Annotated in this window: 14 protein-coding genes and 1 other RNA gene; 10 read left to right on the top strand and 5 right to left on the bottom strand. The window is 62.7% G+C overall.

All coding sequences use genetic code 11. The features are described from left to right. Positions 1-79: 79 nt before the first annotated feature. An RNA gene (gene ffs / locus CIT31_RS27200) (signal recognition particle sRNA small type) lies at positions 80-176 on the bottom strand. A 248-nt stretch (positions 177-424) separates the two neighbouring features. Between ffs and CIT31_RS27195 the strand changes: the two genes are divergently transcribed. Genes CIT31_RS27195 through CIT31_RS27185 form a run of 3 tightly spaced genes read left to right on the top strand, consistent with a single transcriptional unit; the run spans position 425 to position 2134 of the window. Next, on the top strand, positions 425-844 hold the full coding sequence (locus CIT31_RS27195) for an HIT domain-containing protein (protein ID WP_029356985.1): 420 nt from the start codon (positions 425-427) through the stop codon (positions 842-844). 36 nt (positions 845-880) lie between these two features. Then, a complete protein-coding gene (gene nudC, locus CIT31_RS27190) occupies positions 881-1822 on the top strand; it encodes an NAD(+) diphosphatase (protein WP_029356986.1) in 942 nt (313 codons plus the stop codon). A gap of 18 nt (positions 1823-1840) precedes the next feature. Then, positions 1841-2134 carry a Dabb family protein gene (locus tag CIT31_RS27185; protein ID WP_095521129.1) on the top strand — a complete coding sequence of 98 codons (294 nt, stop codon included), beginning with the start codon at positions 1841-1843 and terminating at the stop codon, positions 2132-2134. A 46-nt stretch (positions 2135-2180) separates the two neighbouring features. Here CIT31_RS27185 and CIT31_RS27180 read toward each other — a convergent pair whose 3' ends face one another. From CIT31_RS27180 to CIT31_RS27165, 4 genes are all read right to left on the bottom strand, one after another. Next, on the bottom strand, positions 2181-2834 hold the full coding sequence (locus tag CIT31_RS27180) for a glutathione S-transferase family protein (RefSeq protein ID WP_095521128.1): 654 nt from the start codon (positions 2832-2834) through the stop codon (positions 2181-2183). Positions 2835-2978: 144 nt separating this feature from the next. Further along, positions 2979-3782 (bottom strand): alpha/beta hydrolase, encoded by an 804-nt coding sequence (locus CIT31_RS27175; RefSeq protein ID WP_095521127.1) that lies wholly within the window; start codon positions 3780-3782, stop codon positions 2979-2981. A 64-nt stretch (positions 3783-3846) separates the two neighbouring features. Then, complete coding sequence (locus CIT31_RS27170; protein ID WP_029356989.1) at positions 3847-4710, bottom strand: prephenate dehydratase; 864 nt, start codon at positions 4708-4710, stop codon at positions 3847-3849. Positions 4711-4730: 20 nt separating this feature from the next. Further along, positions 4731-5459 (bottom strand): 3-deoxy-manno-octulosonate cytidylyltransferase, encoded by a 729-nt coding sequence (locus CIT31_RS27165; RefSeq protein WP_095521126.1) that lies wholly within the window; start codon positions 5457-5459, stop codon positions 4731-4733. Between the two features lie 192 nt (positions 5460-5651). Between CIT31_RS27165 and CIT31_RS27160 the strand changes: the two genes are divergently transcribed. The 7 genes from CIT31_RS27160 (at position 5652) to CIT31_RS27125 (ending at position 15394) form a co-directional block, all read left to right on the top strand. Continuing rightward, positions 5652-6356: a c-type cytochrome gene (locus CIT31_RS27160; protein WP_095521125.1), complete on the top strand. Its 705-nt coding sequence runs from the start codon at positions 5652-5654 to the stop codon at positions 6354-6356. A 158-nt stretch (positions 6357-6514) separates the two neighbouring features. Further along, positions 6515-8395 carry an extracellular solute-binding protein gene (locus CIT31_RS27155; protein ID WP_095521124.1) on the top strand — a complete coding sequence of 627 codons (1881 nt, stop codon included), beginning with the start codon at positions 6515-6517 and terminating at the stop codon, positions 8393-8395. Further along, positions 8395-10281, top strand: a complete 1887-nt coding sequence (locus CIT31_RS27150; RefSeq protein WP_095521123.1) for an extracellular solute-binding protein — start codon at positions 8395-8397, stop codon at positions 10279-10281. The genes CIT31_RS27155 and CIT31_RS27150 overlap by 1 nt, the downstream gene beginning before the upstream one ends. A 279-nt stretch (positions 10282-10560) precedes the next feature. Further along, complete coding sequence (locus CIT31_RS27140) at positions 10561-11655, top strand: microcin C ABC transporter permease YejB (protein ID WP_095521121.1); 1095 nt, start codon at positions 10561-10563, stop codon at positions 11653-11655. Then, positions 11655-12794, top strand: coding sequence for an ABC transporter permease (locus CIT31_RS27135; RefSeq protein ID WP_095521120.1), 1140 nt, complete (start codon positions 11655-11657; stop codon positions 12792-12794). Before CIT31_RS27140 ends, CIT31_RS27135 begins: the two co-directional genes overlap by 1 nt. Then, entirely contained in the window at positions 12791-14422 is a 1632-nt protein-coding gene (locus CIT31_RS27130; protein ID WP_095521119.1) for an ABC transporter ATP-binding protein, read from the top strand. The genes CIT31_RS27135 and CIT31_RS27130 overlap by 4 nt, the downstream gene beginning before the upstream one ends. 30 nt (positions 14423-14452) lie before the next feature. Further along, positions 14453-15394 (top strand): 2-hydroxyacid dehydrogenase, encoded by a 942-nt coding sequence (locus CIT31_RS27125; protein ID WP_095521118.1) that lies wholly within the window; start codon positions 14453-14455, stop codon positions 15392-15394. Positions 15395-15432: the final 38 nt, after the last annotated feature.

Below are 15432 nucleotides of genomic sequence, written 5' to 3'. Positions count from 1 at the left end.
CCTGCAGGCGGCCGATTCCTGCGCATAGTTTCGCCCGCAGGGCTTGGCGCCGTCAATGTCGCGGGAGAAAGGCGAAGAGGTGGGAGGCTGGAACAATGACCCGTTCCGGGCTCGTTAGGGCTGCTTCCTTCCGGACCTGACCCGGTTGGCGAGTGGACCGTCCACCACCAACCTCCCGCTTCCATATCGGCAATCCGGCGATGAAATGCAAGGGCGCAGGATTCAATCAGCCGGGAGTGCCGCCGAATGCTGAAACAGAAAACCCGCCTCGGGGCGGGTCATTGGCGCAAAGCAGCACCATGGCCGAACCACTAGCATAACTGCCGTCACAAAGCAACGATTCGCTTGCCGCCTCTTGCGGGCCACCGGCAGCCGCTTTAGCGTTCAAAAGTCTAAAAAACACGACAAAAGTGAAGGAACGCCGATGTTGCCGGGCCTCAAGGCCGGATTTACGCTGGATGCTCGTCTGGAGGCGGACAGCGAGCAATTGATGTGGCTCGGCCTATGCGAGCTGCGGGTGATGAACGACCGCCGCTGGCCGTGGCTGCTTCTGGTGCCGCAGCGACCGGGCGTGGAGGAAATCCACGATTTGACGCCGCTCGACCAGGCGATGCTGACCTTCGAGACCAATATGGTGGCGCAGGCGCTGAAGAGGGTGAGCGGCTGCACCAAGATCAACAGCGGCGCCCTCGGCAACGTCGTGCGCCAGTTGCATGTCCATGTCGTCGCCCGCTCGGAAGGCGATCCCGGCTGGCCGGGCCCGGTGTGGGGGCACGGCATGCGCGAGCCCTATCAGCGCTCGGACCTTCGCCGGTTTGCGCAACAGATAAAGGCGGCGCTATAAGCCTGTCCCGTGTCCATCCTGAACCTTGAGTCTCCCATGAGCATCCGCCTGTTTGACGCGCCCTTGCGCGAGCCGAGCCAGTTCGTCGGCTTCGCCGGCAATGTGATCGACCGGCAATCGGAAAACCGCGCCGACGATTCCGTCGAAATGGCGCTCGCCGATCCCTCGGTCAGGCTTTTGCTGATGCATGGCGGGCGGCTCTACCTGAAGCTCAGGGATGGCGGCTTCGACCCCTGGTTCGGCGCCGAGGAAAGCCAGCCGCTCCAGGTGTCGCTCGACCATGGCGTCCTGCTCGGTTTTTCCGACAGCGGCCCGGTGCTCGCCGTGCCGGCCGGGCTCGATCCCGAACAATTGCCGGAGTCGATCAAGGCCATCGACTATCGCTCGGTCTATATGCAGGGGCTGATCGACGAGGCGGCGGCCGGCGCGATGGCGCAAGGAGCAGCGCTGCTCGCCTGGCATGCCAGCCACCGGTTCTGCAGCAAATGCGGCACCGAAGCCGAAATGCGGGCTGGCGGCTACAAGCGACTTTGCCCGGCCTGCGCCGCCGAGCATTTTCCGCGCACCGACCCGGTGGCGATCATGCTGACGGCGACCCGCGAAAAATGCCTGCTTGGCCGCGGCCGGCATTTCGCACCGGGCATGTATTCGGCGCTCGCCGGCTTCATCGAACCCGGCGAGACGATCGAGGCGGCGGTGCGCCGTGAAACGCTGGAGGAAGCCGGCATCCGGCTTGGCCGCGTCGTCTACCATGCCAGCCAGCCCTGGCCGTTTCCCTATTCGCTGATGATCGGCTGCTTCGGCGAACCGCTCAACGACGACATCCAGGCCGACCTCAACGAACTCGAAGACTGCCGCTGGTTCTTTCGCGACGAGGTGCTCTCGATGCTGGCCCGCGAGCATCCGGGCGGCCTGGTCACCCCGCCGAAGGGGGCGATCGCCTATAACCTCATCCGCGCCTGGGCCGACAGCGCATAAAAACTTATAGGGGAGCAAGTGATCCGTCACACAGTGGTGTTCAGGCTGAAGCACAAGGACAGCTCAGTCGAGGAGGCAAGATTCCTCGCTGATGCGAAAATACTGGCTGCGATACCGGGCGTCGAAAAGTTCGAGCAGCTGCGTCAGGTAAGCCCGAAGAACGATTATCGTTTCGGCTTCTCGATGGAGTTCGCCGACCAGGCCGCCTATACAGGTTACAACGACCATCCCGACCACATCGCCTTCGTCCGCGACCGCTGGATCCCCGAGGTCGAGGCGTATCTCGAGATCGACTACGCGCCGCTGTCCTAAGATCAGAGTTCTGAACGAGCAAGTTCGTCCCCATAGCGGACCTTTATCAGCCGGTCGGTGACGTCCCAGCGAAAACCGCCAACTGAGCGGCGAAAGCACGCTTGTAGGCCGGCCGGGCTTCGCCCCGGGCGACATAGGCGAAGAGGTTCGGATATTCGTCCAGTATACCCGACCCGCTCAACCTTAGCAGCACGTGCACCATCATCAGGTCCCCCGCGCTGAACGCACCATCGAGCCAGTCGGCATCGCCCAGGCGATCGGAAAGTTCGCCCAGCCGGTCACGGATGCGATCCTCGACCGTAGGCAGGCGCTGTTCGTGCCAGGTCTCGTCGCGCTCCAGGAGCACCGCGGTTTGGCGCTCAAGGATCGGCGGCTCCACCGTGTTGAGCGCGGCAAACATCCATGTGATCGCGCGCGCCCGCGCATTCGCATCGTCCGGCAACAGGCCCGCATGGCGCTCGGCGATATGGAATACGATCGCCCCCGACTCGAACAGGGCGAGATCGCCTTCCTCATAGGTCGGAATCTGTCCGAAAGGATGGAGTGCTCGATGCGCGGGTTCGTTCATCGCTTTGAACGAAACAAGACGAACCTTGTAGGGCTGGCCGACTTCTTCAAGCGCCCAACGAACGCGCATGTCACGCGCCAGTCCCCTTCCGCGATCGGGCGACCGTTCAAAGGCGGTGATGGTGGGGGTCATTGGAAGGCTCCGGATGATTGCATGACGCCATCGTGCGTGACGTCGTCGATTGAGCAGTTTCCTCATCTCGTCGCGTCCCTTCTTCGATTGAGGCAACCAAAGGACGAATGTCGAGCCGGAATTCCGACATCTGGGAACTGCTCGTCAATCGCGCGTGACCGCTGCAACGGAGGCGCGTAGCGCTCCGGCGAAATCGGGATGGCCATAGAGGTCGTTGTGGCCGGCCGCTATGGCGATGTGGTTGCGCAGATCACGGGCAGCCTCGCGCAGAGGTGCCGAACGTGCGGCAGGAACGATGGTGTCGTTTTCGGCGGTGATTACGGCCGTGGGCACATCGAGGTCGCGCAGGGATTCTGCCGCCTCCATGCGGTGCCGCAGCAGGAGGCGAACCGGCAGCCAGGGATAGTGGTGAGCGGCGAGTTCTCTCAGCGAATCGAAGGGTGTAACCATGACGATGCCGCGCAACGGCCGGGCCGTCGCCAGATCGACCGCAACCGCAGCGCCGACGCTAAGGCCGATGGCGACGATGCCGGCTTTGGCATCGGTGGCCAGGTGGTCGTGGGCGCGTCGGGCGTCCTCGAACAGGGCGGCGGCCGACGGGCTTCCGCTGCTCGGCGCATATCCGCGGTAGTGCAGCGCAGCGACCTGATGTTCTGGGAAAAGCTGGTGCAGCATGAGGGCAAGTGCGTCGGCATTCCAGGCATTGCCGGCGAATCCCAGCAGGAGCGGGCGCGGCGTGGCCGGCGTCTGCCTTGCCGGCAGGCGCACCAGAACGACGCGCTCGCCGTCCTTCGTCCCCAGTTCGACATGGCGGGCCCCGGCCGGCAGATCGGGTCCGAACGCCGCAAGGCCGGCCGGAAAGATCAGCCAGGACTGAAGCACATACACCACGGTGACAACGGCCGCATACAATGCAGCGACTGCGAGCATCAGTTTCAGAAGCCACATCGCAGGAATGTCGCCCGACGCTCGTCACCTGGCAAGGCGCTAGGTCCGGACGCCGCAGGGGGAGCTAATCCGCCACCTTCCATTGCTCGCGCGATTCGCTGGCCGGGTAGACGCCAAGGATCCGCATTTCGCGCGAGAAGAAGGCAAGCTCGTCGAGTGCCAGCTTGACCAAAGGATCGTCGGGATGGCCCTCGATATCGGCATAGAACAGAGTCGCGGTGAATGCGCCGAGCTGGTAGCTCTCCAGCTTGGTCATGTTGATGCCGTTGGTGGCAAAGCCCCCCATCGCCTTGTAGAGCGCGGCCGGCACGTTGCGGACGCGGAAGATGAACGTCGTCATCATCCTGGCTTCGGCGGAAGGGCGTTGTGCCCACTGCCTGTTCTTGGTCAGCACGACGAAACGGGTGACGTTGCTGTCGGTGTCCTCGACATTCTCCTCGATGATGTCGAGCCCGTAGAGCGTCGCGGCCAAGGCCGGCGCCAGCGCCGCCATGGTGCGGTCCTTCAGCTCGGCGATCAGCTTGGCGGCACCCGCCGTGTCGCCGGCGACCACCGGCTTCCAGCCGTTCTTGCGGATGTATTTGCGGCACTGGCCGAGCGCATGGATGTGGCTGTGCACGGTCTTGATCTCGTCGCGCCTGACGCCCGGCAAGACCATCAGCTGGAAATGGATCGGCAGGAAATATTCGCCGACGATGTGCAGCTTCGATTCCGGCAGGAGGTGGTGGATGTCGGCGACGCGCCCGGCAATCGTGTTCTCGATCGGGATCATGGCGAGGTCGGCCTTGCCGGTCTCGACCGCATTGAAGGCATCCTCGAAGGTCGGACACGGCAACGGCTCCATATCTGGGAACATGTTGCGGCAGGCAGTGTCGGAATTGGCGCCCGGCTCGCCCTGGAAGGCTATTCTGTTGGTTTTTTCAGGCATTCTCAGGTTGACCGGATGTTTCAGGTTGAAAGGAGGGTTCTGGCGCGTTCGAGATCGTCCGGCGTGTCGACGCCGAACGGCGCCGATTGCACAATCTCGGCGTCGATGCGCATGCCGGCCTCCAGCGCCCGCAACTGCTCGAGCTTCTCGCGCCGTTCCAACGGCGATGGCTTCAGCGCGACGAAGCGTTCGAGCGCTGAGCGGCGATAGGCATAGAGGCCGATGTGGTGATAGAGCGGCCCCTCGCCCCAGGGTGCCGTGGCGCGGGTGAAATAGAGCGCCCGCAGCCGTGTCTCCGACAGCGGCGAGCCGACGATCTTGACGACATTCGGGTTGGTCTTTTCCTCGTCGCGGACGATCTCGATACCGAGCGTGGCGATGTCGACCGTCGCATCCGCGAAAGGCCTCAGCGCGGCATTGATGATGTCGGGATCGATGGTCGGCAGGTCGCCTTGCACATTGACGATCGTTTCGACCTTACGCCCGGGATCCAGCGTGGCCAGCGCCTCGAAGATGCGGTCGGAGCCCGATTCGTGGCCGACGCGCGTCATCACCGCCTCGAAACCGTGCGCGCGCACCGCTTCGGCCACGCTTTCGGTATCGGTGGCGACCACCACCCGGCCGAGCCCTGCGTGGGCGGCGCGGCGGGCGACATGGACGATCATCGGGACGCCGGCGATGTCGGCTAGCGGCTTGCCCGGCAGGCGGGTCGAGGCCATGCGGGCCGGGATGAGGATGAGCGTGGACATCGGTGATGAAGCGTCCGAAAAAGAGGGAGGGAAAAGTGGCAAAAGGTCTCACTGGAAGCGCCCTTATAGGTGTTGCAACGCCAGAGCAAAAGACCTAGTTTCCGCCCGATTTGACCGCCTTGTGGGGTGGTTCACGATTACCGACGGACGGAGTGGACGGATCGGTCCGCCGGAAAAGGGAGCCTGGGGCGTATGGACTCTTTCGAAATCAACAAGCTGATCGGCGGCCTGCTCGGAACCGTGTTCGTCGTCTTCTCGGTCGGCATTGTGTCCGACGCGCTGTTCGCCTCCCCCGCACCGGAAAAACCCGGCTTTGCCATCGAGGCGACCGAGGAGCCTGCCGAGGGCGGCCCGGCAGCCCCCGCTTCAGAAGCCAAGCCGATCGCCGACCTCCTGGCCAACGCCAATGTCGAGGCGGGTGCCGCCGTGTTCAAGAAGTGCCAGGCCTGTCACTCCGGCGAGAAGGGCGGGCCGAACAAGGTCGGCCCCGATCTCTGGGACCTCATCGACCGTCCCGTCGCCGAGCATGGAGGCTTCGCCTATTCGGCCGGGATGAAGGATTTTTCCAAGGGCGGCGCCGAGAAGTGGACCTATGACAACCTCAATCACTTTCTCCTCTCGCCGAAGAAGCTCGTGAAGGGCACGGCGATGGGCTTCGCCGGCCTGCCGAAGGACGAGGACCGCGCCAACGTCATCGCCTATCTGCGCACGCTGTCGGACAGTCCAAAGCCGCTGCCGGCACCCGGCGCTTCGGCCGAGAATGCCGCCGCGCCCGCCGAAGGCGCGGCGCCGGCCAAACCGGCAGAAAGTGCAGCACCGGCCAAACCCGCAGAGGGTGCAGCGCCGGCAGCACCTGCGCCGGCCCCAGCTGCTCCGCCACCAGCGCCGGCGCAATAACGCAATTGTAATCGTACATTCCTTGAAAAAGCCGGGTTCAGCCCGGCTTTTTCAATCGGAGAAGCGCATGTGCGGCGACAAAGGCGACCTGTCGCGGTTTTCATGAGCGTCAAATGAACTAGATTGTCGGCTGACAGCTATCGCGCAGAGGAGAAGGCATGACGGTTGGCCGAACGTTTCTCAGATCGACGCTGGTTGTGGCGGCTTTCGCCGGCGGCCTGCAAGCAGCCTTCGCGGACGAATGGCGCACCACCTCGTCGCTGATCGGCGAATCCAAATACGGCAACAACTTCCAGCGCTACGACTACGTCAATCCGGACGCGCCGAAGGGCGGCACCCTAAATTCGGTGGTGCTCGGCACGTTCGACAGCTTCAATCCCTATATCGTCCAGGGTTCCTTCGCCGCCGGCTTCGTCCCGTTCGGCGGCGGCCTGCTCTATGACACGCTGATGGAGCAGGCGACCGACGAAGGCAGCGTCAGCCATCCGCTGATCTCCGACGCCTACAAACATCCGGACGACTATTCCTCGGCGACCTACCGTCTCGATCCGCGGGCCAAGTGGCACGACGGCAAGCCGATCACCACCGACGACGTGATCTGGTCGTTTCAGGTGCTGAAGGCCAACAGCCCGATGTACAGCCGCTATTTCGAGAACGTAACCGATGCCGTCGCGATCTCGGACCGCGAGGTCGAGTTCCATTTCGACCAGAAGGGCAATCGGGAGCTGCCGAAGATCCTCGGCGATCTGGTGGTGCTGCCGAAGCACTGGTGGGAAGGCACCGACGCCAACGGCAAGAAGCGCGACATCACCAAGCCGACGCAGGAGCCGCCGCTCGGCTCGGCCGCCTACAAGATCGCCACCTTCAAGCCTGGCACTGAGATCGTCTGGCAGCGCGTCCCGGACTACTGGGGTGCCAAGCTGCCGGTGAAGATCGGGCGAGAGAATTTCGACAGGCAGCGTTTCAGCTACTTTCTCGACGACAATGCCTCTTGGCAGGCCTTCACCAAGGGCGGCTTTGAGGATTTTCGCGTTGAGTCACGGGCCCAGAGATGGGCAGTCGAGTACACCTTTCCCGCCATCAAAGCGGGGGACGTCATAAAAGCGGAATATCCCACAACCTCGCCGGAACCCATGCAGGCCTACGTGATGAACACGCGCCGGTCGCTCTTTCAGGACGTGCGCGTGCGCCAGGCTCTGACCTACGCCTATGATTTCGAGAGCATGAACCGCACCATCTTCTTCGGCGCCTATACGCGCACGGACAGTTATTTCGAAGGTGGCGATTTAGCCTCAAGCGGTCTGCCGCAGGGCAAGGAGCTGGAAATCCTGCAGCAATATCGCGACAAGCTGCCGCCCGAACTGTTCACCCAGGAGTTCAAGCTGCCCGTCTACACCACGCCGCAGTCGGGGCGTGAAAATCTTCGGAAGGCCTATGACCTCTTCAAGCAAGCGGGTTGGGTCAATCGCGGCGGCAAGCTCGTCAACGAAAAGACCGGCGAACCGTTCAGGATCGAATTTCTCGGCAACGACCCCGTAGACGAACGCGTCGCCGGGCCCTTGATTGACAATCTCAGACGTCTCGGCATCGATGCCACGCTGCGCATCGTTGACGACAGTCAGTACACGAACCGGACCCGCGCCTTCGATTTCGATATGCTGGCGGTTGCCGGCTTCCAGCAATCCAATTCGCCGGGTAACGAACAGCGGGATTTCTTCAGCTCCACTGCAGCCGATACATCAGGGTCACGCAATTTGGCAGGGATCAAGAACCCGATCGTCGACGCCCTCATCGACCGAGTGATCTTTGCTACCGATCGGAACGATCTCATAGCGGCCACCCACGCACTGGACCGCGTGCTGCTCTGGAACTACTACATGATCCCACAGTGGCACTTGGGAAAAATTCGTATCGCCTACTGGAACAAATTCGGCATCCCGGAGAAGCAACCGGCCTATAGCGGCGTCGACCAGAGTTCCTGGTGGATCGACCCGGACAAGGAAAAGGCGCTGGCGGCAAAATACAAGAGTGGCAATTGATGGCGGCGCTCCCCTGCCGCAACTCTCTGGCCCGCCGCGACTTTCTGGCCCTGGGCGCCGCGGCCACGGCGGCAGCTTTGCTGCCCGGCCGGGCCTTCGCCGCCATCGCGACCGGCGTCAAGCTGCACGGGCTGTCGGCCTTCGGCGACCTCAAATATTCCCCAGGTTTCACACATTTCGACTATGTCAATCCGGACGCCGCCAAGGGCGGCCAGATGAATTTCGCACCGCCGAACTCCACCTTCAATCAGAGCTTCCTGACGTTCAACACGCTGAATTCCCTGGTGTTGAGGGGGGAATCGCCGCCGCGCACCGAACTCTGTTTCGATTCGCTGATGGCAAGCGCACTCGATGAGCCGGATGCGGTCTATGGCCGGCTTGCCGAGTCCGTCACCTTATCGCCGGACCGCAATGGCTTCCGCTTCAGCCTGCGACCTCAAGCGCGCTTCCACGACGGCTCGCCACTGACGGCGGAGGACGTCGCCTTCGCATTGAAGCTTTACAAGGACAAGGGCCACCCGAACCTGTCCCAGGTGTTGCGGCATATGACGGAAGCGGTGGCGGTCGATCCGGTGACCCTCGACCTTACCTTCAACGGCAAACAATCCGCGCAGAATATCCTTGCGATCGTGGCAATGCCGATCGTGTCCAAAGCCTTTTATACGGTCAATGATTTCGATGCCTCGACGATGAAACCGCCGCTCAGCTCCGGACCATATAAAATAGGGCGCGTGGCGGCCGGGCAGACCGTCGAATATGAACGCGTCGCCGACTATTGGGGCAGGGATCTGGCCGTGAACCGCGGCCTCTATAATTTTGACCGCATCCGTATCGATTTTTACATCAATCGCCAGGCAGCGTTTGAAGCCTTGAAAAAGGGGGACACGCATTTTCGCGAGGAATTTACCTCGCGCGTATGGGCGACCGGTTACGATTTCCCGGCGCTGAAGGACGGCAGAGTCGTCAAACGCGAATTTCCCGGCGAGAAAACGCCATCCATGCAGGCTGTCGCGCTGAACCAGCGCCGTGCGCAATTCCGCGATGTGCGCGTCAGACGAGCGATTGCCAATTGCTTCGATTTCGAATGGACCAAGCGGGTTTTGTTCTACGGCGCCTACGAGCGCTCGCAATCGAACTTCGAACGGTCGGATTACAAGGCCGAGGGCCTGCCCTCGGCCGAGGAATTGGCCCTGTTGGAGCCGTTTCGAGCCGAGCTGCCGCCGGAAACCTTTGGCGAAGCGGTGATGCAGCCTGTCTCCGACGGTTCGGGCCACGACCGTAAGCTGCTGCGCGCGGCTTCGAGACTGCTTGCCGAAGCCGGCTGGAAGCGGGCGGGCAATTTCGTCGTCAATGAAAAGGGCGAGCGGCTGCGGGTGGAAATGTTGGCCGAGGACGATGGCATCGTTCGGCTTTTCTCGCCGTGGGCCGAGAACATGAAAACGATCGGCATCGACGCTTCGATCCGGCAGGTCGATTCGACACAGTATGAACAGCGGCAGAGCAATTTCGACTTCGATTTCACCCTGCTCGCCTGGTCGATCGGGGCGACGCCGACTGCCGACGGCCTGGAGATACTCTATGATTCCCGGATGGCGAAAACGCCGGGAATGCGCAACTATCCCGGTACGGAAAGCAGGGCCATCGATGCGCTGATCGAGGCAGCCGGCAAGGCGCAAAGCCGGATCGAACTGGTCACGGCGCTCAAAGCACTCGATCGGGTCTTGCGCGCGCGGCTAGACTGGATTCCAACATATTATCTCGCGAATCACCGAGTAGCCTATTGGGACATGTTCGGCTTTCCCGAGCAGAAGCCTGATTTCGGCTTTCCGGTCGAGGCGCTGTGGTGGTTCGACAAGGACAAGGCGGCAAAGATTGGCAAAGCCTAAATTTCTTGCGGGCGTTGGCGCCGCCCCTCACCTGCCTGCCGGCATCCTCTCCCCGTATAGCGACGGGGAGAGGGGCGCTTCCATCGAGGGTTTCGCCAATCACAAGCGGGGCAATAAAAGCGCCGAGATTGCGGCCAGCCCCTTTCTCCCCGTCCCTATACGGGGAGAAATGTCCGGCCGGACAATGAGGGGCGGCGCCAGTGTCGAAAATTGGTTCGAGGCGATTGCCTTGGCGGCATCTCCAGACACAATGGTCTCCCTCAAGGAAGACAACATCTGATGGGCGCCTATATCCTGCGCCGCATCCTGCTGATGATCCCGACCCTGTTCGGCATCATGGCGGTGTCCTTCGCCGTCATCCAGTTCGCGCCGGGCGGGCCGGTCGAGCAGGTCATCGCCAGGCTGACCAACCAGGGCGGCAGCGATCGCCTTGGCGGTGGCGGTGGCGACGCCGGCGCCAGCAATTTCGACGTGGCCGGCAACGTCGGTTCGAAATATCGCGGCGCGCAGGGGCTCGACCCCGAATTCATCGCCAAGCTGGAAAAGCAGTTCGGCTTCGACAAGCCACCGCTCGAGCGCTTCGGCATGATGCTGTGGAACTATATCCGGTTCGATTTCGGCGACAGCTATTTCCGTGACATCTCTGTGATCGATCTGATCCTGGAGAAGATGCCGGTATCGATCTCGATCGGGCTGTGGATCACGCTGCTGTCCTACCTGATCTCGATCCCGCTCGGCATCCGCAAGGCAGTCAAGGACGGCTCGGCATTCGACGTATGGACCAGCGGCGTCGTCATTGTCGGCTACGCCATTCCGGGCTTCCTGTTCGGCATCCTGCTGATGGTGCTGTTTGCCGGCGGATCCTTCTACGACTGGTTTCCGCTGCGAGGCATCACCTCCGACAATTGGGACCAACTGTCCTGGCCGGCGCGGATCGTCGACTATCTCTGGCACATGACCTTGCCGCTGACGGCGCTGGTGCTGTCGGCCTTCGCCACCACGACGCTGCTGACCAAGAATTCGTTCCTCGAAGAAATCCGCAAGCAATATGTGGTGACCGCGCGCGCCAAGGGCCTGTCGGAACGGCAGGTTCTCTACGGACACGTCTTCCGCAACGCCATGCTGATCGTCGTTGCCGGCTTTCCCGGCGCCTTCATCTCGGCCTTCTTCACCGGCTCGCTGCTGATCGAGAACATCTTTTCACTCGACGGCCTCGGCCTGCTCGGTTTCAGGTCGGTGGTCGAGCGCGACTACCCGGTGGTGTTCGCCAATCTCTACATCTTCTCGCTGCTTGGCCTGATCGTCGGGCTCCTGTCCGACCTGATCTATACCTGGGTCGACCCGCGCATCGACTTCGAGCGGAGAGACGTCTGATGGCCGGGGCCGCAGCCCAAACGGCGCCGGACCGGATTGCCCGGCCCTGGCTGTCGCCGCTCAACCAGCGGCGCCTGCAGAATTTTAGGGCCAACCGGCGCGGCTATTGGTCGTTGTGGATCTTTCTCGTGCTTTTCGTGCTGTCGCTGTTTTCCGAATGGATCGCCAACGACAAGCCGGTCCTCGTTTCCTACAAGGGCGAGATCCTGTTTCCGGTCCTGGTCGCTTATCCCGAGGAGAAGTTCGGCGGCTTTTATGCGGTCACCGACTATCGTGACCCGGTCATCCAGGACGAGATCAATGCCCATGGCTGGATGATCTGGCCGCCGGTCCGCTACTCCTACCGGACCGTCAACAACGCGATCCCCGAGGCGGCGCCCACCAAGCCGTCCTGGCTCTATGACGTCAAGACACGCTGCAACCAGTATCCGCAAGGTGCCGCCGACCCCAATTGCGCCGTCGGCAACTGGAACTGGCTGGGCACCGACGACCAGGCCCGCGATGTGCTGGCGCGCGTTATTTACGGATTCAGGGTCTCGGTGCTGTTCGGCCTGATCCTCACCGCCGGCTCGGCGCTGATCGGCGTGACGGCCGGGGCATTGCAGGGCTATTTCGGCGGCTGGACCGACCTTCTGTTCCAGCGCTTCATAGAGATCTGGTCGGCGATCCCGGTGCTCTATCTCTTGCTGATCGTCGCCGCCATCCTGCCGCCCGGCTTCTTCATCCTGCTTGGACTGATGCTGCTGTTCTCCTGGGTGGCGCTGGTCGGCGTGGTGCGGGCCGAGTTCCTGCGCGCCCGCAACTTCGAATATGTCAACGCCGCCCGCGCGCTCGGCGTACCCAATGGCACCATCATGTTCCGGCATCTGTTGCCAAACGCCATGGTGGCGACGCTGACCTTCCTGCCCTTTCTGCTCAGCGGCTCGATCTCGACGCTGACCTCGCTCGACTACCTTGGCTTCGGCCTGCCGCCCGGCTCGGCGTCGCTGGGCGAGCTCCTGAAGCAGGCGCAGCGCAACCTCAACGCGCCATGGCTGGGCATTTCCGGCTTCGTCGTCATCTCGCTGATGCTGTCGCTGCTGGTCTTCGTCGGCGAAGCGACCCGCGACGCCTTCGATCCGCGCAAGACGTTTAGATGAGCGAAGCCCCTCTCCTCTCCGTGCGCGATCTCAGCGTCGCCTTCGCGCAGGAAGGCCGCCAGTCGACGGCCGTCGACCACATCTCCTTCGACATCGCCAAGGGCGAGACGGTGGCGCTGGTCGGCGAATCCGGCTCCGGCAAGTCGGTCTCGGCGCTGTCGGTGCTGAAGCTGCTGCCTTATCCGGCTGCCAGCCATCCATCGGGAAAGATCCTGTTCCAGGGCGCCGACCTGCTCGCCACCGACGAGAAGGCATTGCGCCGCGTGCGCGGCAACAAGATCACCATGATCTTCCAGGAGCCGATGACCTCGCTCAATCCGCTGCACACTATCGAGCAGCAGATCGTCGAGGTGCTGGCGCTGCACCAGGGCCTGGGCGACCGCCAAGCCAGGGCGCGCACCCTGGAGCTGCTTAACGAGGTCGGTATCCGCGAGCCGGAGAAGCGGCTCGACGCCTATCCGCACCAGCTTTCCGGCGGCCAGCGCCAGCGCGTCATGATCGCCATGGCACTGGCCAACGAACCGGAACTGCTGATCGCCGACGAACCGACGACGGCACTCGACGTCACCGTGCAAGCGCAGATCCTCGAACTGCTTGCGGAGCTGAAGAGCCGCAAGGGCATGTCGATGCTGTTCATCACCCACGATCTCGGCATCGTCAGAAAGATCGCCGACCGGGTCTGCGTGATGACCAAGGGCAAGATCGTCGAGACCGGACCGACGAAAGATATCTTCGCCAACCCGCAGCACACCTATACGCGGCATCTGCTGGCCGCCGAACCGAAGGGCAAACCGCCCGCCGCCAACGCTGCCGCCAAGCCTGTGATGACGGGCCAGGACATAAAAGTCTGGTTTCCGATCAAGAAGGGCTTTTTCCGGCGCACCGTCGACAATGTGAAGGCGGTGGACGGCATCGACGTCACCGTGCGCGCCGGCCAGACGCTCGGCGTCGTCGGCGAATCCGGCTCTGGCAAGACGACGCTCGGCCTGGCGCTGGCCAGGATGATCTCGTCGACCGGGACCATTCGGTTCAACGGGCGCGATATCAACGAACTGTCATTCAACGCCATGCGGCCGCTGCGGCGCGAGCTGCAGATCGTCTTCCAGGATCCGTTCGGGTCGTTGAGCCCGCGCATGTCGGTCTCCGAGATCATCGAGGAAGGGCTGAAGATCCACGAGCCGAAGCTGTCGCACGATGAGCGCGACAAGCGCATCGTCGATGTGCTCGGGGAAGTCGGGCTCGACCCCGCCACGCGCAATCGCTATCCGCACGAGTTTTCCGGCGGCCAGCGCCAGCGCATCGCCATCGCCCGCGCCATGGTGCTCAACCCGCGCTTCGTCATGCTGGACGAGCCGACCTCGGCGCTCGACATGAGCGTGCAGGCGCAGGTGGTCGATCTTTTGCGCAGCCTGCAGGCGAAGCACGACCTCGCCTATCTGTTCATCAGCCACGACCTGAAGGTCATCCGCGCGCTTGCCAACGACGTCATCGTCATGCGCAATGGCAGGATCGTCGAAACCGGCCCATCCGAACAGATTTTCGAACGGCCGCAGACCGACTATACCAAAGCGCTGATCTCGGCCGCATTCAGGATCGAAACGGCGCCGGTCGGCACCGTCAGCGAGTAGCCTGTACCGCATAAGGAAATAGAATCCGCAATGGAAAAAGGCCGTATCCTGCTTGCCCTCACCGGTATCCATCCAGGCCGTTGGCGCGAACTCTTGTCGGCGGAACGCGAGGTGGTGCTCGAGCCGGACGGCGCCAGCGATCCCTCGATCACCTATGCGGTGGTGTGGAAGCAGCGGCCCAACCTTCTGTCGTCGCTGCCCAATCTGCGCGCTGTCTTTTCGATCGGCGCCGGCGTCGACCACATCTTCGCAGACCCCACTTTGCCCGACGTGCCGATCGTCAAGGTTGTGGCCGACAACCTGACCCAGTACATGACCGAATACGTCGTCTGGCGGGTGCTCGATCACCATCGCCAGGGCATGCTCTACCGGTCGCAGCAGCAAAAGAAGATCTGGCACGAGCCACCGCAGCGACCGGCCGGCGACATCTCCGTCGGCATCATGGGGCTCGGCACGCTTGGCCGCGCGGCGGCGTCGGTGCTTTTGTCACTCGGCTTTGCGGTCAATGGCTGGTCGCGCAGCGAGCGGCCGATGAACGGCGTTTGGACCTATGCGGGCGAGGCCGGATTGGTCCCCTTCCTCAACGCCACCGACATTCTGGTGGTGCTTTTGCCACTCACGCCGCAGACGCAAGGCGTGATCAATTACGGCGTGCTGAAGGAATTGAGGAAACGCAACGGCCTCGGCGGCTCGGTGCTGATCAATGCCGGGCGCGGCAAGTTGCAGAAGGACGCCGACATTCTGCGTGCGCTGGAGGACGGCACACTCAAGGAAGCGAGCCTCGACGTGTTCGAGGTCGAGCCGCTGCCGAAGACCAGCCGGCTGTGGACCCACCCAAAAGTGTTCGTGACGCCGCATGCGGCGGCGACCTCCGACCCCGTGCATCTGGTGCCGATTATGCTGCGCCAGATGGCCGCCTTCGAGCGCGGCGGGAAGCTCGAGAACGTGGTGGATCGCGACGCGGGGTATTAGAGCGCCGCGCGTCCGATTGAACGCGCAAAGGACGCTTT

It is taken from the genome of Mesorhizobium wenxiniae (genome assembly GCF_002284535.1).
GTDB lineage: Bacteria > Pseudomonadota > Alphaproteobacteria > Rhizobiales > Rhizobiaceae > Mesorhizobium > Mesorhizobium wenxiniae.
Note: the sequence above shows the minus strand (reverse complement) of the source record. Positions and strands in the feature narration are given on the sequence as shown.